The sequence below is a fragment of the Calyptranema fuscum S582 genome (genome assembly GCF_055793305.1).
This window is the reverse complement of the sequence record NZ_JBSLYH010000055.1, coordinates 25,342-47,204: the sequence shown is the minus strand read 5'-3', so window position 1 is coordinate 47,204 and position 21,863 is coordinate 25,342. Positions and strand designations below refer to the sequence as shown.

Sequence of the window (21,863 nt, the reverse complement as noted above, 5' to 3'; positions counted from 1 at the left end):
TGCGTTGGAAGAAGGAACAACTGCGCCAGAAATGATGTTGTTTCCGTACAGTAGAGAACCTGCAACAGGCTCGCGGATGCCGTCGATGTCAACAGGAGGAGCGGCGATGAAGGCGATGATGAAGCAAATGGTTGCAGTCAGCAGGGTAGGGATCATCAGAACGCCGAACCAACCTACATAGAGGCGATTTTCGGTGCTGGTTACCCAGTTGCAGAACTGACCCCACAGGTTGCCGCTTTCGCGACGCTGTAGAACCGTAGTCATGATTTATAAGTCCCTTGTGAAAAGTATTGAAACTATGTATTTACAAGCGCTGGCGTCGTTAACCTCGGCTGTTGCTTGCATGTGATAACTGTAACAATAGTTAAAGGATTTTGCAAGGTATTTAATCAAGTTTTGTAAACAATTTTCCTGATTTTCTCAAAAAAAGATGGATGACGCTGGTTTTGTCCATCGCGCATTTTAGCCCAATTCATTGCGGTGCAATGCTTTTATGCGATCGCAATGAATCTGAGGAGATTTCTAAGATCCATTCACACAATCTGAGAATTTCTCCTTTTCGTTCAGAAAGCGGAGTCGTTACCCCAAAATCCGCAACAAAAGTTAGCAATTACCGCCCTGGTCTCATCTTCCTCTCACCACCGTGATGCTTAGAGGCGTGGGCAAAGCCCACGCCTCTAAGCATCAGAAATGCCGCAATCACTACATACCCATCCCAAAGCGACAGACACGCCCGATCAAAAATCAAAATAAATATAAGGTGCGCTCTCATTCGGTGCCAGCAGCCATGCAGCGAACAGGCAAATCGGCACCAATAAGATTTTTACAGACCAGTTCAGCTGGACTTTCAGCCCCTTATTCAGAAAGTAAACCCCTGCCATGATGCCCACTAGCCCCCAGAGCAACAATGAGATTTGCAGCGGTCCCATTTGTAACGTTTCAATATAGACCTTCTGAGCAAACTGAATGTCGGCTGGATGTCCAAATAAATGTTGCAGAACCAAACCCGATTCTTTCAAATTGGGCAAGCGAAAGAAAATCCAGGAGAAAAAGACAGCACTTTGGGTAATAGCCCAGGCAATGAGGTTACCAGGAACACTCTGCCACAGAGCATTTAAGCCGCTCACTTGCTTCGACAAGCCATCCGTCAGGCGGTGAATCACTAAAAATAAACCGTGCAATCCACCCCAGACAATAAATCCCCAGGCAGCGCCGTGCCAGATACCTGCCAACAACATCACCGTTAACAGATTAAAGCAGGTTCGCGCCAAGCCTTTGCGAGAGCCACCCAACGGGAAATAGAGATAGTTGCGCAACCAATCGCCCAGCGTCATATGCCAGCGTCGCCAGAAGTCAGCAATGTTGGTACAGAGATAGGGAAAATTAAAGTTTTGCGGCAGGTCGATGCCAATCAGCAAAGCACTGCCTCTAGCCACATCAACATAGCCACTAAAGTCAAGATAAAGCTGCAATCCGTAGGCAAAAATGGCGAGCCATAAATCACCGCTGCCTGCTCGTTCCAGGTTGCCAAAGGTGAGGTTTACCAGGGTTGCCAGATGATCTGCCAAAAGGAGCTTTTTGACAGCTCCACAGGCGATCAGCCAGAGTCCTTCGGTAATTTGGCTGGGATTTGGGGGGGTGGGGGTTTGCAGTTGGGCAATCAGGGGATGGAAACGGGTGATGGGACCCGAAATCAGCTTTGGAAAAAACAGCTTGTACGCCGAGAATTTCAATAAGTCGTAGGTTGCTGGTGCGCCTCGATAAACATCAATCAGATAGGCAATACATTCAAAGCAGAAAAAGCTCAGTCCAAGCGGGGCAATTAAATGGGTGGCGACCCAATTGGCACCCTCGTTGGCAGCAGGAAGGTTAAACGCTAACCCAAACGTATCGAGGGTAAAAGGAATGTATTTAAATCCGGCTAACAACCCTATATTGAGGAGGATCCCCACCCATAGCAGTTTGAGTCGGTGACGATTCCAGTCTTGTTGAGCAAACTGCCAGTCTTCAATGCGCCAGTCGATTGGATGGCTGAGGGCAATGCCGATGCGGAAGGTAATCAGAATCATCACCAACAGCAACGGAATGTATTGGATTTGCAAAGAGCCATAGAATGCCAGACTGGCGATGAGAATGACCCACAGCTTTAGCGATCGCCCTTCGACAGACCAATAAAGCCCCAGGACACTGAGCAGAAAAATTCCGTAAATAATAGACAAAAAAGTCATAGGCGGCGAAGAGATGCGATCGCATAACTCAGTTCATGCTGACTAAGTCTACATCAGGGATATTTCATCTGCGATCGCTCCTATCCCTATCTCACGCATAATGAGAACAGATGCTTTACATTGCTTTACTATGGCGCGAGATTTACGGGGTTTTCTGAAACAGCTAGAGCAACGCGGACAGTTGCGGCGGATCAGCACGCTAGTTGATCCGGAGCTAGAAATTGCTGAAATTAGCGATCGCATGTTGCAGGCAGGTGGTCCCGCGCTGCTGTTTGAGAATGTTAAGGGATCGCCCTACCCCGTTGCCATTAACGTCATGGGCACCGTCGAACGGATTTGCTGGGCAATGAATATGGAAACGCCCGTAGAGCTAGAGGAGTTGGGCAAAAAATTGGGGATGTTGCAGCAGCCCAAACCCCCTAAGAAAATCTCACAGGCGATTGAGTTTGGCAAAGTTTTATTTGATGTAGTGAAAGCGAAGCCGGGGCGCGACCTGTTTCCGCCTTGTCAGCAGGTGGTAGTTAAAGATGATGAACTGGATTTAAACCAGATTCCGATGATCCGGCCCTATGTCGGCGATGCTGGCAAGATTATTACGCTGGGATTGGTAATTACAAAAGACTGCGAAACGGGCATACCCAATGTCGGCGTCTATCGGCTGCAACTCCAATCGAAAACCACGATGACGGTACATTGGCTGTCGGTGCGGGGGGGAGCACGACATCTACGCAAAGCGGCAGAGCAAGGCAAGAAATTAGAAGTGGCGATCGCCCTGGGCGTTGATCCGCTAATCATCATGGCAGCGGCAACTCCAATTCCCGTGGATTTATCGGAATGGTTGTTTGCAGGTCTGTATGGCGGATCTGGGGTGAACTTAGCCAAATGTAAGACGGTGGATCTAGAAGTGCCAGCCGATTCTGAATTTGTCTTAGAAGGCACGATCACCCCTGGCGAAGTCTTGCCAGACGGGCCCTTTGGCGACCACATGGGCTATTACGGCGGCGTTGAAGATTCGCCGTTGATCCGGTTCCATTGCCTCACCCATCGCAAAAATCCGATTTACCTGACGACATTCAGCGGTCGTCCTCCCAAAGAAGAAGCCATGATGGCGATCGCCCTTAACCGTATCTATACGCCGATTTTGCGCCAGCAAGTCTCTGAAATTACCGACTTTTTCTTGCCGATGGAAGCCCTCAGTTATAAAGCGGCAATTATTTCTATCGACAAAGCCTATCCCGGACAAGCCCGCCGCGCGGCTCTGGCATTTTGGAGTGCGTTACCCCAATTTACGTACACCAAATTTGTCATTGTTGTGGATAAAGACATTAATATCCGCGATCCACGTCAGGTGGTCTGGGCAATCACATCAAAAGTTGACCCGGTGCGCGATGTCTTCATCTTGCCGGAAACGCCGTTTGATACGCTCGACTTTGCCAGCGAAAAAATTGGGTTAGGTGGACGCATGGGCATTGATGCGACGACCAAAATGCCCCCTGAAACCGATCATGAATGGGGTGCGCCGTTAGAATCGGATGCCGAAGTTGCCGCCATGGTGACGCGCCGCTGGGCAGACTATGGGCTGGGCGACTTGAATTTGCAATCCGTCAATCCCAATCTGTTTGGCTACGATCTGAAATAGTGTGTTCGGGTGTGGATTTGGTCATACCCATGGCACACAAATCCTGTTGTTATGATGAACAAAATCCATTCACCTCAACCTCCTCTAACCCCCCATGCTGGATCAAATTGCTGCCGCATTTGACCGTCAAGATTACAAGACGGCTGCTGCCTTGCTGAAACAGTTGAGCCAACAGACACCCGATCATCCCTGGGTGAAGTTTTACACAGGTCGGCTTTACGAAGCTAAACATCAGCTTGATGCCGCTGAAGCGGTTTATCGCAAGATTTTGCGGGAAACAACCAACCCAAAATTGGCACTTCAAACACGTCAATGTCTACAGCGGTTAGAAGAGACGGCACAGACTCAACGCCAGGAAGCGATCGCCCGCGCTACGGCAGATCCTAATAATGTAGGTGTGGGATTTTTGATTCTCGAACCGATGAGTGTAGAAACTCGCCAACAGGTGATCCCAGCGTTTTCTAAGTTGATGAAGTTGGATGCGTATACGGCTCGGATTCATCTATCCCACCGTGGCTGGCGGCTATATCGCACGGGTGAAATTGGCGAACTTCAGGTTTATACCCAGGAACTGCGGGCAGCGGGTATTCCAGCATTTGCTGTTGCGTTGGCACAAATACAAACTCTGCGGGTGTTTCGAGTCCATTATCTGCAAACGAACACCCCCCATCCGTCGATCATTTGCTATAACGAAGCCGATCAACTTGGTACACTGCCCTTTCACTGGGACGAGGTGGGTGGACGGGTAGAAGGCATGTTACCGATTTTTGAAGATGTGGTTGACTTGGGTCCCTGGAATAAACTCAAACGCAAGGAAGCCACGCAAGATTATGCCCAGGTACTCGACTTGCATTTGCCAAAACGCAACTGTTTGCTGCGGTTTTGCGATCGCACCTATCAGTTTCAGCAAGGGATTAACTTCACTGCCCATTCAGATCCACAGTCGGCTGTAAGGCAATCGACAACCCGCCTGAACTGGAATCATCTGGTGCAATTTTTACAGGATCAATTGCCGCAGACTGCCAGCCATGCCAACTTTACCCCGTTTGCCGAGACGGCGTTAGAACATCTGGAGTCGATTAACGCCCTGAAATCGCACATCGATATTTTTCGTAAAGAAGAAACGCAGTGGGATCCGGCGTTTCATCTTTACAGTAGTCTGGTGTTCTTAAACCCAGAGACGCCAGGGTAAGGGGCGATCGCACTTCGCTTCTGGATAAATTACGGCTGTTGTGAGAGAGCCGCGCTTCGCGCGGCTCTCTCACAATAAATTATTTGAGAGGGCGACGGCAGAGCCGTCGCCCTCTGAACGCCAATGGGTTTTATTCAAGCCACGCTCTGGAGAGTTAGCTAAACTTGGGCAGGTCAACGGCTGACAACGACGACAGCTTGCGGGTCGGGCGCAGAGGATGAACCAGGGGCGACGGCCAATTGGGGTTGTTGCCAAACGGAGTCGTCTGTTCGCGAGTTACGGTAGACTTCGCTGCCGTTGATGATTCAGGCGATCGCGACAATAACGGCGGAATAGCCGTGGAGGATGCACCAATAACGGTTGACACAGGGACAGGGGCATCGGCATTGGCAACCGATTGCTCTGGATGGGTCGGTTGGGTCGGTTCTGCGGTGGGCTTAGCAGGTATAGCCTCAAACGACGAAAAGTCATTTGCCATACTGGCTTTGACCAGATCATCCGCCGACACTTCAATCAAGCGAGCTAAATCTTGCCAGAGGGCTGCTTCACCCACCTCCGAGGCAGGGAGTGATGCGGCTTCAGTTGCCGTTGTGGGTTCACTCCAGAAGTCGCCTAACGCGGCTTGCAACTCCGAAATTCCGGCTTTCAAAACATCAGGTGACAGATCTGCTAATTCCGAGAGGTCGTCGAGCGTATCCAAATCCAGCGACGAGCTTAAATCAGCAGAGTCTACGGTTGGGGATGTTGCATCTTTGCGTTTGATATCGTAGCTAACGGGAGCGGGCGGTATCGTATGGGTTGAATCTGAGGCGGATAGAGTCACCGGGGTCACGTCAACATCCGTAAATGCTGGGTCAAAAGACGATTCATAGCCCACAGCATCCGGCAACGCTTGCAGGTCAGACAGCTCATCGGCAAGAGAACTCAGGTTTAACTTTTCGAGAAACTTAGATTGCGATTGCGATGACCACGGCTGAATTCGTTGTACTTTTGGCAGCAGGTTTTGCCCCAAATCCGTTTGAGGTTCATACCAGAGGGGAATATTGACTCTGCCGTCTTCGGAGTTGGCAAGAGCGGTATAGCTGGGGGGCGGCACTTCTAAGCATTTTTCTAACGCAGCTTTAAATTGCAGGGTGTAGCGTTGCTGCCGTTGTAACCGAGTGCGTAAATCACGATTGCCATTTTCACTCTGGATCAACACTTGTGCTTGTTCGTTATACCGTTGTTGCACCAAAGCGCAATCGCGTTCGAGATGGGCAACCCGTTCTTGAGAGCTTTCCAATTCTCCTTTGAGCGTCTCGACCAAAATTTCTTGTCGTTTATTGGCTTGACGCAAAAATTCAAATTCATTCAGCAGTTTGGCAATTTGTTCGGGCGTCAAGACGCTCTCTGATGCTCCGGTCGCCATGGCACTACCGTTGCGATCGCCCGTGGGTAGACCCAGTGCAGTCTTCTGACTGTTTTCTAGCGCGTCTTCAAGTTGCGATACCCGATCGAGCAGAGCGTTATTACATTGGTTGAGTTCTTGAATCAGGCTGATCAGATCATCTACGTCGGGCTGTTCGGTCAGATCAGAGATATCTTCAACCCGCACAGGTGGATTAACCGAAGGATTGGGAACTGCTTGCATCGTCCAATTTGCTGGAGGGGATTCTTGAGCATACAGCGATTGGCGATCGATCGCATCCGCACTGATGGCGTTGGGAAAATTAACCGTTTGCCAATCGGCTTGAGATGTCGGCACTACAGGATCAGGACTATGCTCGACAACAGCATCGGCGGAGAAATCATCCCAACCTGTAAACCAGTCGGATGTGGATGAGCTAGTGACCTCCGGTGAGGTTGGGTCGTTAGGAGGAATGTTGGCTTCACTCATGGTTCTGGCTCAAGTTCATTGGATCTGGGCACGCTAAAGGCGATCGCACGCTCTAACTAATAACTAATAAAAATAATGCAAACCATTCATTTAGTAACACACAAAATCTGACTCACAACAAATTGTTAACTTTTTAACGGAATGGAGGGCATACACACCGCTAGAGAAAGTTTAGAGAGTACTGTCTCTCAAGCTTTGCCACAAAACGTCCTGGTGGAGTAAGGCTCGATCAATCGTCGCATGAATTTGAGTTAGCGACAGACCATCCCCATTGGCGTAATGTTCTAACCAACGCTGGCTGATCACCGTGGCATCGTCGGGCAACTCGTCTAGTTCCCAACCTGGGATGTCATACTCCTGCATCAATTGGCTGACTTTGGGGTCATAACTCAGCGCAAAACACCGGCATTCTGACGCCGCTGCCATGATCAGCCCATGTAAGCGCATGGCGATCGCCATCTCTACTCCTCGAAACACCCCCATCAATTGTTGGGGATTACTGAGCTGTAAAATCCGACTGACTCCGGGTAAATGGGGCTGGATGGCTTCCGCGATCGCCAGATCTTGAACAGGTTGAAACGGGATTAGCAACAGACACGTCTGGGTTGCCTTTTGAAAATCGCTCAATGCCTGGGTCAGAGTCTGCAATCGAATGGGTGTCAGGTGAGGATGAGGACGCAATACCACGGCAACTCGGGGCGCAGGTAACTCCCATAACCCCGGAACTGGCTCTGGCTGCAATGCCCAGACCGGGTCGGGTGCCAATGTAAATGATAGCTGCCAATCGCTGAGCAGCTGAGCAGAAGCGCGATCGCGGACGCTGATAGCCGTACATCCAGAAAAGCTGCGCTGGGCAAGCTGACGGGTCAGCGATCGCTGCAACGGTCCGATGCCCTGTGCCCAGGCGATCGTTTTTATGCCAAACTGTTGCGCCAAGCCCATCAGCCCCCCGTAATAGAGCGGACTCACGGCACTCGTTGTATCTTGGATCAAACTGCCCCCACCCCAGATAAAGGCATCGGCTTGACGCAACGCATTAAAGACCGACATGGCAGACATGCGATCGCACGCCTCGACGCCATAGGCTTGCATCGTGTGTTGCGGATTGCCCGACAACACTAACGGGTCAATATGCTGCGGCAACATTTGCAATAACGTTGCCAATAATGCCTCATCGCCCCCATTTCCCTTGCCATAATAGCCAGACAAAACCGCTCGCATCCCCATCTTCCTCATCTGTGATCTTAAGTTTTTGGTATGGTTCTACGCAATCTAGTTAGGACATCGGGGGGTGGGGGCGGTGCCCCCACGCAGGGGTTCCACCCCTGCACCCCGTCCTAACCCTAATGCGTACCGATATAGTTCTAAAAAAGTAATGATTTTTTGTGGCGCGGGCGTCGCCCGTGCCACAAAAAATCATTACATGAATACCACTACCAAGTTTTTAAGGTGAATGGTTGGGACGCAATGCACTCCAACGATTCATGAGAAATTAGTTATGAACTGAAAACTGCACACTCAAAAACTCAAACTTTATTTTATGCATGCTCTTTCCATCCCAACCTGGATGATCCACATTTCCAGTGTGATTGAGTGGGTCGCTGCCATCTGGCTGATCTGGATTTACAGCGATCGCAGTCACAATCCGGCATGGCGCGCCCTCTCCTGGGGAATGTTGCCCGCTCTGGTGAGTGCTATGTGTGCCTGTACCTGGCACTTTTTTGATAACCCCCCTGCCCTGGAATGGTTAGTAACACTGCAAGCCGCCACTACCGTATTAGGCAACATTACTCTTTGTCTGGCAGGTTGGTGGATTTGGACAACCTCCAAACGCTCAACCCAGACCCCACCCAACAAATCGACGTCCCCCGAGATTTAAACCCCGCTTAGGATCGTGAATTCATTAAAACCGCAAGGTTTGTGTTGTGAGGCACGGCACCGCCGCGCCTCACAACACAACCTTACAGGTTATTAAATCCATGATCTTTAGCACACTGTTTGTTTAATGTTCACGGTTTAATGTTTACGGTTCCCTATGTTAGATCTAACTCTCCCTTCCCTTACTTCCCTATCCCTGCTCCATCATTCATCGCTATTATCCCTAACACTCCAGCCTCTATCCCTGCCGCTCCACCCTCCATCCCTTCATCTCTTCATCTCTTCCCATTTGCTTCATCCCTTGCTGTCCCACCTCCCAAGCACCGTGCCCCCGGCTAATGCGTTGATACCTTCCAAAGAAACGCTGTTTGCCCTTTCCCTATTTCCCTATATTGGGTTTCTGTGGTTTCTCACCCGATCAAAACAGGCACCCCGACTGGCACTCATTGGCTTTTATATGACCCTGGTGTTTGTCGCCGTCACGATTCCGGCAGGCATTTATGCCCAGGTTGCCTATGGTGAAGCGTTAGCAAACGTTGATTTTTTGCATGGGGGCGCAGAAGTTTTCTTGACCCTATCCAACGTGTTAGTCGTTTTAGGATTTCGTCAAGCCATTCAGTCATGTCAGGAACCCTTCAAAGATGCCGATTAGAGGGATAGCCTTTTGCAGCAATTACTTGTAACATCTAACTTTCGATTTAAGATTTAATTCCAATTAAGATGTTGAGATGGAGTGCTGTCTATGGATAAAAGCCATAGAACAGCTTAGCCCGCTGAGCATTGAGCAGATGGAAACCTCCGCTTTCTAATTTTTTACTGTGGGGTTGATTGTGCTGATCAGCACAAACAAGTCTTAGAGATAATTTCAAGCTCATTCACCGACCCAGTTAAGATGCTCCTAATTAGGTGAAAATTGAAGTATCAGCAGCTCAACCGTGCCACCTACCATGATTTGTTGTCTAAATCCTCGTTGTCGCAAGCCCCAAAATCCTGACGATACAAAAGTATGTCAGAGTTGTGGGTCCAGTTTAACGCCGCTGCTGCGGGGGCGTTATCGTGCGGTGCAACCGATTGGACAGGGTGGGTTTGGTAAAACGTACCTGGCAATGGATGAAGATCGGCTGGGGATGCGCTGTGTGATTAAGCAGTTTTCACCGCAGGTGCAGGGCACTAAGTCGATGGAAAAAGCGATCGCCCTGTTTAACCAGGAGGCAGTGCGTCTGCATGAATTGGGCGAACATCCGCAAATTCCCACCCTGCTGGCATATTTTGAGCAAGAAGGTTATCTCTATCTGGTGCAGCAGTTTATCGAAGGACAGAACCTGCTGCAAGAGATGCGTCAGCAAGGCACGTTTAACGAACGTCAAATTCGCGACCTGTTAGCCGACATTTTGCCCGTCTTGAGATTTGTCCACAATCATCAGGTAATCCATCGCGACATCACACCGATGAACATTTTGCGGCGTCAATCAGACGATCGCCTGATTTTGATTGACTTTGGCATTGCCAAGCAACTGAGCCAAACCTCTGGCGAACCCGGAACCCGCATCGGCACAGAAGGCTATGCCCCCATGGAACAATTTCGCGGCGGGCGCGCTTTTCCTGCCAGCGATATTTATAGTCTGGGGGCAACCTGTTTGCATTTGATGACCGAAACCCGCCCCGATCATCTCTATGATCCGCTGGAAGGACGCTGGATCTGGCGCGATCATCTGCAACATAAAGAGGTGCTGATCAGCGATCAACTGGCGCACATGCTGGACATGATGCTGAAAGATTTGGTCAACGATCGCTATCAATCTGCCGATGAGGTGATGCGAGATCTCAATGCTGATTACTTCATCCCCTCCGCAGTGGGCACAAAATCGAGATCGGGCAACCCATCCAATCGCTATACCAATAATCCCTCAGCCAATACCCCTGCACCCACGTCTGCACCGCCTGCACCACCCGCCTATCCATCACCGGCGGGGCGATCGCCTGCCGCTAACTCACCCCCCGCTCGTTCCCCCGGTGCCAAACCGCCCACCTCAAAACCACCCACCTCAAAACCACCCGTCTCTCAACCTCCAACCTCTCAACCACCCGTTTCCAAACAGCCGATTTCAGGACAGCCCGTTTCTAAACCGCCAGCTCCACCTCCGGATGAAGATGCGAATACGAGTGGTCGATGCATTTATACGCTGACAGGGCACTCCTCCTGGGTCACCAGCGTGGCGATCGCCCCCAATGGCATCTTGTTTGCCAGCGGCAGCCTGGATGACACGATCAAATTTTGGAATTTGCCCATGGGAGAGGTGCTTACCACCTTACCGGGGCATCGTAGAGGTGTAAATGCTCTTGCCATCAGCCCCAATGGGCAAACTGTCACCAGTGGCGGCGATGACTACGCCCTCAAAACCTGGAGCCTCAGCAATGGCGCGTTGATCCGCACGCTGACCGGCCATTCTAGAGATGTCAGTACTGTCGCCATTAGCCCCGACGGTCAAATTTTGGCAAGCGGTGCCGAAGACCGTACGATTCGGCTATGGCATATGGGGACCGGCAACTTGCTCAAAACGATCTTGGGCGTCGGCAGCATGGTGCGATCGATTGTGATTGCGCCCGATGGCAAAACCCTGGTTAGCGGCGGGTTTGATGGCAATGTAAAAATTTGGAGCTTACAAACCGGGCAAGAGATTCAATCTCTGGCTGGGCATTTGAGTGTGATTCATGCGGTAGCCGTGAGCCCTGACAATCAGATCTTGATCAGCGGCAGCAAAGATAAAACCATTCGCCTGTGGGATATGAATACAGGCAAGCTGATTAAAACCTTGCAAGGGCATACCCGCGATGTCAATGCGCTAGTGATTACGCCCGATGCTCAAACATTGATTAGCGGCAGCAGTGACACCACCATCAAGTTTTGGCAGCTCAGCACTGGCATGGAACTAGAAACGATCAATGCTCATCAAGATAGTGTTAATGCCTTGTCTATTAGTCCCGATGGCAAGGTGCTCGTCAGTGGCAGCTCTGATAAAACGATCAAAGTCTGGCGCGTGTAAGCTACAGCATTCCTTAATCATACGGGTTCAAAACCAGACGATGAAGCATTGAAAGCGTTGCTCTGCAACACTTTCAATATATTCAGTTGCGTCAGGTTATGGTTGGGGAACTCGGTTGAAATCATCCTTTAGGTAGTTGTCAGTCCTGCGGACATGGATCTAGGGTAAATCCTGTCATGAGGGCACGAGAATGACGACTGCATCACACCTGTCTCCGGCTCAAAGCCATCGCATTCAGAAGACCAATCCCCGCATCCTGGTCTTGGGTTCTGAGTCGTCGTTCCCCAATGTGACGGCTCACCGATGGAATGATTTACCCGAGCAGCTGAATGTCGGAGATTTTGATGTCATTGTGCTAAACCTGGCTGCGTTTTTAGCGCAACAGTCAGAACGGGGCATTCGACCGGAACGGCTTCCCCCCTGGCAACACCTGGCGCGACTCCTGTTTAGTTCGGGTAGCGAAATTATCTGTATTGGTTTACCAGGCATTGAAGACAATAGTCTATACCAGTCAACGACCTGGTGGTTGCCCGTTATGCCAGAGGTGGTGTTAACCTCCGGTGAAGCCATTCGAGACGTCAAGTCAGAGTTTACCTACTACTTCAAGCATGTTCATCGTTGGTTTTTCTGTGCCAACCGTTCATTTAAAAGTCACTTTTTAGGACTCTCTCGCTATCTGCAAGTGATTCATCCCCAAGCCAATAAACTTCAGGTGGGGATGGGGGCGATCGCCTGCAATCGCTTACAACAACCGATCGCCTTCAAACTATTTTTTCGTGCCAGTCGAGTCGAACAACGGCGATCGCTACCCCATCGAGCGGGACAGTCTCCGAAAAAGCAACCTTTAGTGGACTCTGGCACAGTCATCTGGCTACCACCACCAACCGAAATCTCCGTAGATGAAGCAGTCAATTTAGTCTTAAAGCATCGCTATGGCTTATCGAACCAACAGATTATGCCAGCCTGGGCAGAATCGTATCTACTTCCCCAACAGCATGATCTAGAAGCCCAAAAACAAAAACATCAACAGGCGATCGCCCAACTTACCCAAGAATTAGCCCAGATTCAACACCAGATTGAGTCTGTTTCGGGCTTAAACCGATTGTTATATGAATCCAGCCAAGACACGTTGGCGCTAACCGTCAGCCAAGCCTTACAAGAATTAGGCGCACAAGTGCAGATGGTTCCCTGCCCAGGGCGAGATGTCATGTGTGTCATCAGTCCAACCGGACAAACTGCTGTCGTGGTCGTACGTGCCAAGCCCAAAGCGATCGGGGCAGCCGATTTGCGGCAACTGGATCGATGGACGGTAGGCTTAGCCGCTAAACGGAACTGGCAGGGCAAAGGTATTTTGATCGCCAATGGTAATGCCACAAAACCACCCGACCAACGTCAGACGATCTTTCCCGAACCCTGCCAGATCATTGCCCAAGTCTCGGACTATTGCTTGATCAGCACCGTGCAACTGTTTCAGGCGATCGCCCTACAAGAATCCCACCAACTCGACCGCTCACACTTTTGGGACACTATCTTTGCAACAAATGGAGCGCTGGTTTTAGAAGATCAAGGCAAGTTTCTGGAATCAAGCCCGACCAAACTGTAGATCTAAAAGTCACCCCAAAGCATTAGCTAAAAGAGGACGATCGGATCCTCCAAATAGGTGATGTGTAAATACTGGATTGACGTGAGAATAACTATACGGCGGATGTAAAGTCTTCGCACAACTCAAGATTTACAAATCGCTTCTCAGCTACATTGGAATTAGGTCGATTTGATTACTGAAATTTGCACTTTATCGGGAAAAGTTACGGTGCTTTATACACATTATTCCGCCCCTTCAAAACTTCATAATTATATATACAAAGTCGGCAAATCTTTGACCGGGTTGCTATTAGGTTTGGGGATCGTTACAGCAGGATTACCTCAAGCATTGGCAGGCGAGATCAACCCCGTTTCCAGTCAAGCTCAAAATCCTCAATCTACCTCTGCGTCTGATTCAGCGATTCGTCAATCGATGCCAGACGGAGCCTATCTATACGGGCAGTCTGCCGAAGCCGACCAAGTTGGTTCAACCTATATGGTATTTGAGGTAAACCAAGGTCAAGTGGTGGGTGCATTTTATATGCCCTATTCATCGTTTGATTGCTTCAATGGTGAGTTTCAAGGTGAACAATTAGCATTGAATATTGTGAACAGTTATGAACAAACTGTTTACGCTTATGCAGTAGCTTTGGAATCGAATTCTTCTGTTGCATCAACCAATCCAAATGAAGCGATCGCACCTGCTGGTTTAGAAGGATATCATCGCTTGAATTCACTGAGTGATAACGACCAGCGAATCCTGGCAACTTGTCGCGCCGACCTGCAAAACTAACCTTGTTTTATGCGAATACCTATCAAAAACGGAGTCTCTCAATTGAGGACTCCGTTTTCGCATGAATTGAAAAAGTCAATACGAAATAGAATCCCCGTTTAGTAGTTCTAAAAAAGTAATGATTTTGTGTGTCGTGGGCGTTGCCCACGACACACAAAATCATTACATGAATACCACTCCCTGCCGTTTTATAGCGGTGTGCCAGTTCGTTAAGCACAAGAAACGGCGTTGTAGGGCGCTCCGCGCCCTACAACGCCATACTGAATCAACCTGCATAGCGTTTAGGGTGGCGCGGCGAAGCCGCGCCACCCTAAAACGGGGATTTTATTGAACATTAATTTGTCATCTTAACCGAGTGAATCTTTAGAAACATTGAGCCGTTGGCAGTGGGTACATAAGCCAAAAAACTCAAGCATGTGATAGTAGATTTTGAACTGATAAGACTGGTTGAGTTGTTCTTCTAAATCGTGAACCGGGCACTCATCAATGGGTACCGAATTGCCACATTGTAAGCACGTCAAGTGATGTCTGTCTTCTTGTACAGAACTATACAACGATTCCCCGCTGACGAGCGTTCTAGCTTGAATCGAGCCTTCTAGCTTCAGTGCTTCCAGGGATCGATAGACCGTTGCCAGTCCCATGGTTTGCCCATGACTTCGAAGTTCGATGTAGAGATCTTGAGCAGAAATTTCTCGATTGAGGGTTTTCAGCAGGGTCAAAATGCGCTCTTGGCTGCGCGTACGTTGGGTTTTCATAGTAACCCCATTCTACTGACTGTCTGCAACCATCTTACAAATTCTGCATGGGTGAACTTCGACCATCTACACTACCCCTGCTTTTAAGGCAGCTTACCCGATAGGCTACTTTCTCTAAGACGGTGTTACGATCGCCGCCTGCCCTAGTGACTAACTCATTCTTTTGATAAATGATAGGGGTCAAATTTCACCCAAAAAGATTAACCCTTTTGGGGGTAGTTGATCTTCTATAGTCAGCCTATCTTAGAAGTATGAAAGAAATAACTTTCACCTGAACTCCCAAAGATGGGAAGGAGCAAATATATGATCGCAGCCGCTGTTCTTTTTACAAGCTACGCATTGGTTTACGTTCTCTTTAGCGTTTCTATTGATCAGACCAATAAAGCTTAAGGCTATCGAGTCGCTTTTAGTGGATTATGGCTAAATCACAAGCCACTCTTTTACTAACAAAAGCTCGACCAAACCAGTCGCACAAATCAATCGAAAAAACCTGAGTAGTAGCCCATTCTAGTTAATAGCGCCCATACATAGATAACATAGATAGCCTATCAAGATAGATGGCTATCACCTTAATTCACAATACATAGTCCAAATAGGCATCCCAATAGATAGTTAGTGACTATTTCAATAAAGAGAATAAAGAGTTACATTAATAGGTAGATAATTACTCGATAGTTAGTGATCTGGGGAACAAATAAAATACCTGCGGTGCGTTACGGCTAGCGCCTAACACACCCCGTAAGGGGGCATGTCGTTATTTCATCAGTCAAGTTGGCTTGGCATCGATCCTTAGCAACACGATGGTTCAGATCACCAGTTTTGAAAAGGATGCTTGACTAAGTTGGAGTTGAAATAGCGGGGATCGTCCGATACTTCCTGACCGATCCAGGTGGGGATCGCGATCGCCTGAGTCACATGGGTTAGCTCAACTTCTGCCACAATCAAGCCTTGATTTTCTCCCGTAAACTCATCGACTTCCCAGACGCAATCATCATAGGGAATTCGATATCGCATTTTTTCGATCAATGGGCGATCGCACACTATATCGAGCAGCGTCATTGCATCGCTCAGGGGAATAGGATATTCAAACTCTGCCCTGGCAATGCCAACGGACGCCCCTTTGATCGTCAGATAGCCTTGATCGGCAATCACTCTGACCCGAACTGTGCGTCCTCGCTCAGACATGATGTAGCCCTGGCGATACAACATGCCGGTTGCCAGCGATCGCCAATCATCACCCTTCACCACAAATTTGCGCTCAATTTCAACTGCCATGATCGGAATTTGCGGAGTTTAAGTACAAAAATGCTTCTACTTCTGCGGCAGTCGGTTGACCTGCGATCGCTCCAGCCCGAATGGTGGTTAAAGCACCCACAGCATTCGCATAGAGAATCACGTCTTTGGCGACTTGGGGATCAGATAATGCCTGAATTCCCCGGTGGCAAACTTGATGCAAAAAGCCTGCAACAAAGCTATCTCCGGCTCCGGTTGTATCTTCCACTTCGACTTTAAAGGCAGGTAAGCTGCCCTCATTGTCACCCAAACAATAAGCACAACCGCGATCGCCATCGGTAACCAGCACCCCTTCCAAGTCGCCAATCCGATGGGTGATCGCTCCGGGATCACGAGTATCAAACAGCCATTCTGCTTCTTCGGCAGAAAGCTTGAGAAAATCGATCCGCTTCACCAGATCTCGAATTAAAGGGATCGCAGCATCAGCATCGTGCCAAAACATCGGTCGCCAATTGACATCCACCAGAATTTTGACCTTGTGAGCATCCGCCAGCTCTAACGCTTTGGCGATCGCCTGACCAGAGTCTGGATACGCCATCTCTAAGGTGCCTAACACCAAAAAATCGGCAGCGTCAAATAAACCTACAGGTAACAGCTCCGGTTTAAGACGAGTATCCGCAAACTCAGCCGTATCACGACTACCAAACCCCGCAAAACGGCGATCGCCATTTTCAGAGCGCACCACATAGATTTCGCGAGTTGGGGCAACCGGATGACGCTGCACACCCGACCAATCAACCCCGATTGTTTGCAACAGTTCCAGTAAGGTTTGACCGGGATCATCTTCCCCAATACAGCCGATGAATGCCGCAGGCGTTCCCAACTTTGCCAGCGCACACGCCACATTCGCAGGCGCACCCCCCGGATAAGATGTCCAGGACGTTACCTGCTCCACCGGACGACCCGGTTGATCTGCAATCAAGTCAAATAAAATCTCGCCTAGACAAATCACACGAGCGCTAGTCACAGCTACTTACATCCCCTAAGCAACAGCACCATTTGATTCTATACTTCCAGGGCAAAAGCGATGAGCGATTAGCTGTTAGCTGTTAGCTATTAGCTGTTAGCTTCACCCTTCACCCCTCTCTCCCTTTACCCCTTCACCCCTCTACCCCTTCACCCCTTCACCCCTCTACCCCTTCACCCCTCTACCCCTTCACCCCTTCACCCTCCCAACTCCTGTAACTGCGTCGCAATGCGTTCGCCAAAGTCGGGATCTGTGTTTGCCAGACCCAACAGTTGCAAATACTCTTGCCAACTCAATCCAGACGCTTCAATGATCTGAAAGGCTTCAGCTTCAATTTCTTGCTGAATTCGCAACGACTCCGAGTCGGTTTCCACGGCTTGCAATTCTCCTTCTCGGCGTTCGAGTAAGGCAGTGATTTGTAAATAGGCGTTGACAAACTGACTGACTTTTTCCAGAGAAATATCTGCCGAGGTCAGGCTAGAGTGGGTCGGTGCAACCTCTTCGATCGCCGTTCCTGAAGCCGTTCCCGAGCTATTGGATGTCGATAGGTCTTCCGCAAAGCTAGCCGGAACGTTCAAACCCAACCACAGTAACAAAATGACGGGCAGTAACAGCAAGGATTTTAGCCTGATAGAACTCACACCCAATTTCATCGCTCGATTAGGCAATGTCATCCAATACACCCCGGCAAGATTGAGTTTTATGAAAAGTTTTCCTGGACAACACCCTAGAATGAGAGTAAGGAATGAGTACATATACATAGGTATAAAAGCGTATGGCTGCCGAAGAGCTTCACAACTCTAGTTCTCTATCAGATAGGGAATTACAAATCGTCGAATTGGTAGCTGCTGGCTTAACAAATCAGGAAATTGCCGAGAAGCTCGATATTAGTAAGCGGACTGTTGATAATCACATCAGCAATATTCTTACCAAAACGGCGACCGGAAACCGAGTCGCATTGGTGCGTTGGGCGTTGCAGTGGGGCAAAGTTTGCATTAATGATGTCAATTGCTGTACGCTGCCGTTACCCAGCCCCGATGCGATTAAACCACCCGTAGAATAATACTCCTGTATCATTCATATTCTTTGTATATTAGTTACGGTATCTCGGTTACGGTATCTCGATAGCGCTAACCCCAACTAAATTTTCCACTGTAGACTGACCCATGATGCGAACGGTTGAAACGGTTAAGCCCGATTATCGAATTTGTTGTCGGAAACTCCCTCTGGCAGTATATCGGGAAGTTGCTTCCCATCTGCGGCAGGTGGAAGGTGTCTCGACAGACTTGCTACCCCAGCAGTCTCAACAATTTGATTATCTGGAAAGCCAGGTGGGTGGTTTGTGGATTCACTATACTGAGTTAGCCAATCTCAGTTCCCGACATCGCGTTGATCAGATTTTGGCGTACTATGGCGATCGCTATGGGGAATGGCAAGAGATTGAGGAGCAAAATTAAGGGTTATGGGCGCACTTCAAACATTACCGGGCACAAAAGATATCCTGCCAGATAAGGTGGGCTATTGGCAGCAAGTCGAAGCAACGGCACGAAAGATCTTGGGCAACGCTGCTTATCAAGAAATTCGCACCCCCATTTTTGAAGCTACAGAGTTGTTTGAACGCGGCATTGGCGAAGCCACAGATGTCGTTGGCAAAGAGATGTATACGTTTAAAGATCGGGGCGATCGCTCGGTTACCCTGCGTCCTGAAAACACAGCGGGGGTGGTGCGGGCATTAATCGAGCATCACTTATATGCTCAGGGTGGAGTCCAACGGCTGTGGTATACAGGACCGATGTTTCGCTACGAGCGTCCTCAGGCTGGACGACAACGGCAGTTCCATCAATTGGGCGTCGAGGTGCTGGGTAGCCCAGACCCACGCGCTGATGCAGAGGTGATTGCGATCGCCACTGATCTGCTGTACACATTGGGGCTGAAAACCCTACGGTTGGATATTAATTCTGTGGGCACACCGGGCGATCGCCAGCACTATCGCACGGCACTGGTCGATTATTTCACCCACTATCAAACCGAACTGGACAAGGACTCCCAAGATCGGTTGACGCGCAATCCCATGCGCATTCTCGATAGCAAAGATGCTCGTACTCAAGAAATTGCTCAGGCAGCACCCAGCATTTTGGACTACCTGGATGCCGACTCCAAACGCCATTTTGAACGCGTGCAACAGTTGTTGACTGATTTGAGAATTGATTACCGCATCAATCCGCGTTTAGTGCGCGGGCTAGATTACTATACGCACACTGCATTTGAGGTGATCTCGGATGATCTGGGTGCCCAGGCAACGGTCTGTGGCGGCGGTCGCTATGATGGACTCGTCAACGAACTGGGAGGGCCCGAAACTCCGGCGGTCGGTTGGGCAATTGGGCTAGAACGCTTGATTTTGCTATTGCAACAGCTCAATGCTCCTGCTACCTCTACCCTCGATTTTTATCTGGTATCCAAAGGCGATCGCGCTGAATCTCAAGCCCTCCAGCTTGCCCAAACCCTCAGACATTTGGACTTCTCCGTTGAAATCGATCTGAGTGGTAGTGCTTTTGGTAAACAATTCAAACGCGCAGACCGCAGCGGAGCGATCGCCTGTTTGATCTTGGGCGATAGCGAAGCCGATAACCAAACCGTAAATTTGAAATGGTTAGCATCGGGCGATCAGGTTGTCCTCAATCAAGCTGAATTAGCCGACAATGCTAACGAACTCCGACAACAGATTGACGCCCTGCGTGTGCCAACATGAACCCAAAAACCAAAAGCGTCGGTAGGGGCGCGGCATTCGGCAGATTATAGCTGTCGTTAGCCGACCCCATTAGCCCGAATGCCACGCCCGGTTTGAACGACGATCGGTAGCGACTTCGCCCCTCAAAATTTTGAGCATTGAGGATGGATAATAGCAATCTCAACTTCAAATTCTGGGCGTGGACAGTGGGAAAACGATTGTATTTTGGTTCCGCATGAGTACTGCTTAACCTAATAGTTATTAAAGTAATGGCAACCCCAAATTTTGCCCCAATTCCGGGCTATAAACTGCTTTTTCCCAATTCTTTGCTAGCTTTACTTGGTGTGAGGTTAAGTTAATAGCTTTACTCAGATCAACCTTAGCTAGCTGTACTCCCTTAATATTTGCTTGATAAAAGTTTGTCTGATTAATAAATGCACCTTTCAGTAGTGAGTCACTCAGATTTACGTTAGAAAAATTTGTATTTTCTAAGTTAGCATTTTTTAAGTTAGCGTTTATTAAACTGCTCCTTTCTAAGATCGCATTAGACAGATTTGCTTCTATTAAATCTACATGATCAAGATTAGCATTTTCTAAATTTGCACTATCAAGATTAGCTCCTCCGAGGTATGCTCCACTAAGATTTGCGAACCCTAAATTTGCATTACTAAGATTCACATTCTCCAAATCGGCGGACTCTAAAGAAGCTTTTTCAAAATCTATTTTACTTAAGTCTATACTAGTTAACTTGACTGACTTGAGACTTGCGTATTTAAGAGTAGATTTACTTTGTTCATCGAGCACTGAATTCCACAGGTTAGCTCCTTCCAAATTTGCTCCAACTAAGTTTATATTTTTAAGTTGCGTCTCACAGAGATTAGCTTGCTCTAAGTTTGCTCCTTGGAAATCTACTTCCACAAATTCCGCCCATCTAAGTTCAGCATTTTTTAGATTTACACTCTTTAAATCTGCATTATGAAACTTAGCGAGTTTAAGATTGGTTTGAATAAGAGTTGATTCTGAAAGTTCTACATCTTTGAAGATAGCCCATTGAAGATCAGATCCTTCCAGATTGATTCCTACCAATTTTCCTGTAAATATTAAACCTTTCAAATCAGTTCGACTCAAATCAAGAGAATATTGACTACCATATTCATAATTTTGATTCCGACGCCCTAAAACTTTTAATACAGCTTGGATATCTAGTGCGATCGGATGAATATATTCCTTGTTTGGGATATAGATGTATTCATCCCTTTCATCCCTCTCATCAGTTTCATAATATTCATACCCATCTGTCTCAAACCTTGAATATGGATCTATAACCCTAAAAGGTTCTTGTTCATTTTTTAACGGAGCTTTCTCTCGCACAAAAGCAGTTAAAATTTCCATCACCTGCCAATAATCTTTAGATGAATCTTTAGCAATTCTTTCCAGCGCATAGATTCCACCTAAACGAATATGAATATTATTTTCATTTCCAAGCATCTCTACGGCTTTGGAAAAACGCTCCGTTACTTGCTTCTCTTCAGAAATTATAATATTACGTTGTGTAGCTTTGAGGTTCAACCATGATATGCCAGCAGTTACAAACAATAACAATCCACCTACACTTTGAATAATTACAACTCGTGCTGCTGTTTCTGCATCAATTTGAGCTTTCTCTTCAGCTTGAAGTGGCTTTGTTCCAACTTGCCACTTTGGTATTTTCCATACAGCTAGTAAAAATAGAGGAAGTGCAGATATAGAAAGTGTAACGAGAAAAATTTTGAATCTATGATGCTTGATAAATTTATATGTCGGATAGAAGCAGTTAAGAAATTTGTTCATCTAACAACTAACCCCAAGGAATTTCCGTCCTAAATCATTTAGGAACGGTAGCGGACAAT

At 48.4% G+C, this 21,863-nt stretch carries 18 protein-coding genes and 1 pseudogene; 10 read left to right on the top strand and 9 right to left on the bottom strand.

The window, feature by feature from the left end; translation table 11 throughout:
* Both ACR6Z4_RS27030 and ACR6Z4_RS27025 read right to left on the bottom strand, forming a co-directional pair.
* Positions 1-264 (bottom strand): annotated as a pseudogene (locus ACR6Z4_RS27030) (photosystem II q(b) protein); the annotation flags it as partial.
* Between the two features lie 473 nt (positions 265-737).
* A complete protein-coding gene (locus ACR6Z4_RS27025) occupies positions 738-2,228 on the bottom strand; it encodes an MBOAT family O-acyltransferase (protein ID WP_479720449.1) in 1,491 nt (496 codons plus the stop codon).
* A 130-nt stretch (positions 2,229-2,358) separates the two neighbouring features.
* On the opposite strand from ACR6Z4_RS27025, the gene ACR6Z4_RS27020 reads away from it, so the two are divergent.
* Together ACR6Z4_RS27020 and ACR6Z4_RS27015 are read left to right on the top strand one after the other, a co-directional pair.
* Positions 2,359-3,867, top strand: a complete 1,509-nt coding sequence (locus ACR6Z4_RS27020; protein WP_479720448.1) for a UbiD family decarboxylase — start codon at positions 2,359-2,361, stop codon at positions 3,865-3,867.
* 94 nt (positions 3,868-3,961) lie between these two features.
* A complete protein-coding gene (locus ACR6Z4_RS27015) occupies positions 3,962-5,059 on the top strand; it encodes a tetratricopeptide repeat protein (RefSeq protein ID WP_479720447.1) in 1,098 nt (365 codons plus the stop codon).
* Between the two features lie 154 nt (positions 5,060-5,213).
* On the opposite strand, the gene ACR6Z4_RS27010 is transcribed toward ACR6Z4_RS27015, so the two are convergent.
* Together ACR6Z4_RS27010 and csaB are read right to left on the bottom strand one after the other, a co-directional pair.
* Positions 5,214-6,935, bottom strand: a complete 1,722-nt coding sequence (locus ACR6Z4_RS27010; protein ID WP_479720446.1) for a hypothetical protein — start codon at positions 6,933-6,935, stop codon at positions 5,214-5,216.
* Positions 6,936-7,106: 171 nt separating this feature from the next.
* Positions 7,107-8,156 carry a polysaccharide pyruvyl transferase CsaB gene (csaB, locus tag ACR6Z4_RS27005; protein ID WP_479720445.1) on the bottom strand — a complete coding sequence of 350 codons (1,050 nt, stop codon included), beginning with the start codon at positions 8,154-8,156 and terminating at the stop codon, positions 7,107-7,109.
* A gap of 319 nt (positions 8,157-8,475) precedes the next feature.
* Between csaB and ACR6Z4_RS27000 the strand changes: the two genes are divergently transcribed.
* The 5 genes from ACR6Z4_RS27000 (at position 8,476) to ACR6Z4_RS26980 (ending at position 14,231) form a co-directional block, all read left to right on the top strand.
* Positions 8,476-8,814, top strand: a complete 339-nt coding sequence (locus tag ACR6Z4_RS27000) for a DUF2499 domain-containing protein (RefSeq protein WP_479720444.1) — start codon at positions 8,476-8,478, stop codon at positions 8,812-8,814.
* A gap of 324 nt (positions 8,815-9,138) precedes the next feature.
* The gene (locus tag ACR6Z4_RS26995; RefSeq protein WP_479720443.1) at positions 9,139-9,465 is read left to right on the top strand and encodes a DUF3593 domain-containing protein; all 327 of its coding nucleotides are present in this window, start codon (positions 9,139-9,141) and stop codon (positions 9,463-9,465) included.
* Positions 9,466-9,748: 283 nt separating this feature from the next.
* A complete protein-coding gene (locus tag ACR6Z4_RS26990; RefSeq protein ID WP_479720442.1) occupies positions 9,749-11,857 on the top strand; it encodes a protein kinase domain-containing protein in 2,109 nt (702 codons plus the stop codon).
* A 190-nt stretch (positions 11,858-12,047) separates the two neighbouring features.
* Positions 12,048-13,460: a hypothetical protein gene (locus ACR6Z4_RS26985; RefSeq protein ID WP_479720441.1), complete on the top strand. Its 1,413-nt coding sequence runs from the start codon at positions 12,048-12,050 to the stop codon at positions 13,458-13,460.
* Positions 13,461-13,628: 168 nt separating this feature from the next.
* Entirely contained in the window at positions 13,629-14,231 is a 603-nt protein-coding gene (locus ACR6Z4_RS26980; protein WP_479720440.1) for a hypothetical protein, read from the top strand.
* A 347-nt stretch (positions 14,232-14,578) separates the two neighbouring features.
* Here ACR6Z4_RS26980 and ACR6Z4_RS26975 read toward each other — a convergent pair whose 3' ends face one another.
* The 4 genes from ACR6Z4_RS26975 to ACR6Z4_RS26960 form a co-directional block, all read right to left on the bottom strand.
* On the bottom strand, positions 14,579-14,986 hold the full coding sequence (locus ACR6Z4_RS26975) for a Fur family transcriptional regulator (RefSeq protein WP_479720439.1): 408 nt from the start codon (positions 14,984-14,986) through the stop codon (positions 14,579-14,581).
* Positions 14,987-15,796: 810 nt separating this feature from the next.
* Positions 15,797-16,261 (bottom strand): CYTH domain-containing protein, encoded by a 465-nt coding sequence (locus ACR6Z4_RS26970; protein ID WP_479720438.1) that lies wholly within the window; start codon positions 16,259-16,261, stop codon positions 15,797-15,799.
* Positions 16,251-17,246 (bottom strand): carbohydrate kinase family protein, encoded by a 996-nt coding sequence (locus ACR6Z4_RS26965; protein WP_479720437.1) that lies wholly within the window; start codon positions 17,244-17,246, stop codon positions 16,251-16,253. The genes ACR6Z4_RS26970 and ACR6Z4_RS26965 overlap by 11 nt, the downstream gene beginning before the upstream one ends.
* A 197-nt stretch (positions 17,247-17,443) precedes the next feature.
* Positions 17,444-17,920: a DUF4168 domain-containing protein gene (locus ACR6Z4_RS26960; RefSeq protein ID WP_479720436.1), complete on the bottom strand. Its 477-nt coding sequence runs from the start codon at positions 17,918-17,920 to the stop codon at positions 17,444-17,446.
* 101 nt (positions 17,921-18,021) lie between these two features.
* Here ACR6Z4_RS26960 and pedR point away from each other — a divergent pair, with 101 nt between their 5' ends.
* From pedR to hisS, 3 genes are all read left to right on the top strand, one after another.
* Positions 18,022-18,309, top strand: coding sequence for a photosynthetic electron transport-dependent transcriptional regulator PedR (pedR, locus tag ACR6Z4_RS26955; protein ID WP_479720435.1), 288 nt, complete (start codon positions 18,022-18,024; stop codon positions 18,307-18,309).
* 106 nt (positions 18,310-18,415) lie between these two features.
* A complete protein-coding gene (locus ACR6Z4_RS26950; RefSeq protein ID WP_479720450.1) occupies positions 18,416-18,703 on the top strand; it encodes a hypothetical protein in 288 nt (95 codons plus the stop codon).
* Positions 18,704-18,708: 5 nt separating this feature from the next.
* Positions 18,709-19,995 carry a histidine--tRNA ligase gene (hisS, locus tag ACR6Z4_RS26945; protein WP_479720434.1) on the top strand — a complete coding sequence of 429 codons (1,287 nt, stop codon included), beginning with the start codon at positions 18,709-18,711 and terminating at the stop codon, positions 19,993-19,995.
* Between the two features lie 240 nt (positions 19,996-20,235).
* Here the strand turns inward: hisS and ACR6Z4_RS26940 are convergent, their stop codons facing one another.
* Positions 20,236-21,804 (bottom strand): pentapeptide repeat-containing protein, encoded by a 1,569-nt coding sequence (locus ACR6Z4_RS26940; RefSeq protein ID WP_479720433.1) that lies wholly within the window; start codon positions 21,802-21,804, stop codon positions 20,236-20,238.
* Positions 21,805-21,863 lie beyond the last annotated feature (59 nt).

What these genes read in the sequence shown, in the direction of transcription:
- ACR6Z4_RS26950 (WP_479720450.1), top strand. Translation starts at nt 18,416, where the DNA reads ATGCGAACGGTTGAAACGGTTAAGCCCGATTATCGAATTTGTTGTCGG.
- ACR6Z4_RS26975 (WP_479720439.1), bottom strand. Translation starts at nt 14,986, where the DNA reads ATGAAAACCCAACGTACGCGCAGCCAAGAGCGCATTTTGACCCTGCTG.
- ACR6Z4_RS27025 (WP_479720449.1), bottom strand. Translation starts at nt 2,228, where the DNA reads ATGACTTTTTTGTCTATTATTTACGGAATTTTTCTGCTCAGTGTCCTG.
- pedR (WP_479720435.1), top strand. Translation starts at nt 18,022, where the DNA reads ATGGCTGCCGAAGAGCTTCACAACTCTAGTTCTCTATCAGATAGGGAA.
- ACR6Z4_RS27000 (WP_479720444.1), top strand. Translation starts at nt 8,476, where the DNA reads ATGCATGCTCTTTCCATCCCAACCTGGATGATCCACATTTCCAGTGTG.
- csaB (WP_479720445.1), bottom strand. Translation starts at nt 8,156, where the DNA reads ATGCGAGCGGTTTTGTCTGGCTATTATGGCAAGGGAAATGGGGGCGAT.
- ACR6Z4_RS26985 (WP_479720441.1), top strand. Translation starts at nt 12,048, where the DNA reads ATGACGACTGCATCACACCTGTCTCCGGCTCAAAGCCATCGCATTCAG.
- ACR6Z4_RS27010 (WP_479720446.1), bottom strand. Translation starts at nt 6,935, where the DNA reads ATGAGTGAAGCCAACATTCCTCCTAACGACCCAACCTCACCGGAGGTC.
- ACR6Z4_RS26960 (WP_479720436.1), bottom strand. Translation starts at nt 17,920, where the DNA reads ATGACATTGCCTAATCGAGCGATGAAATTGGGTGTGAGTTCTATCAGG.
- ACR6Z4_RS27020 (WP_479720448.1), top strand. Translation starts at nt 2,359, where the DNA reads ATGGCGCGAGATTTACGGGGTTTTCTGAAACAGCTAGAGCAACGCGGA.
- ACR6Z4_RS27015 (WP_479720447.1), top strand. Translation starts at nt 3,962, where the DNA reads ATGCTGGATCAAATTGCTGCCGCATTTGACCGTCAAGATTACAAGACG.
- ACR6Z4_RS26970 (WP_479720438.1), bottom strand. Translation starts at nt 16,261, where the DNA reads ATGGCAGTTGAAATTGAGCGCAAATTTGTGGTGAAGGGTGATGATTGG.
- hisS (WP_479720434.1), top strand. Translation starts at nt 18,709, where the DNA reads ATGGGCGCACTTCAAACATTACCGGGCACAAAAGATATCCTGCCAGAT.
- ACR6Z4_RS26940 (WP_479720433.1), bottom strand. Translation starts at nt 21,804, where the DNA reads ATGAACAAATTTCTTAACTGCTTCTATCCGACATATAAATTTATCAAG.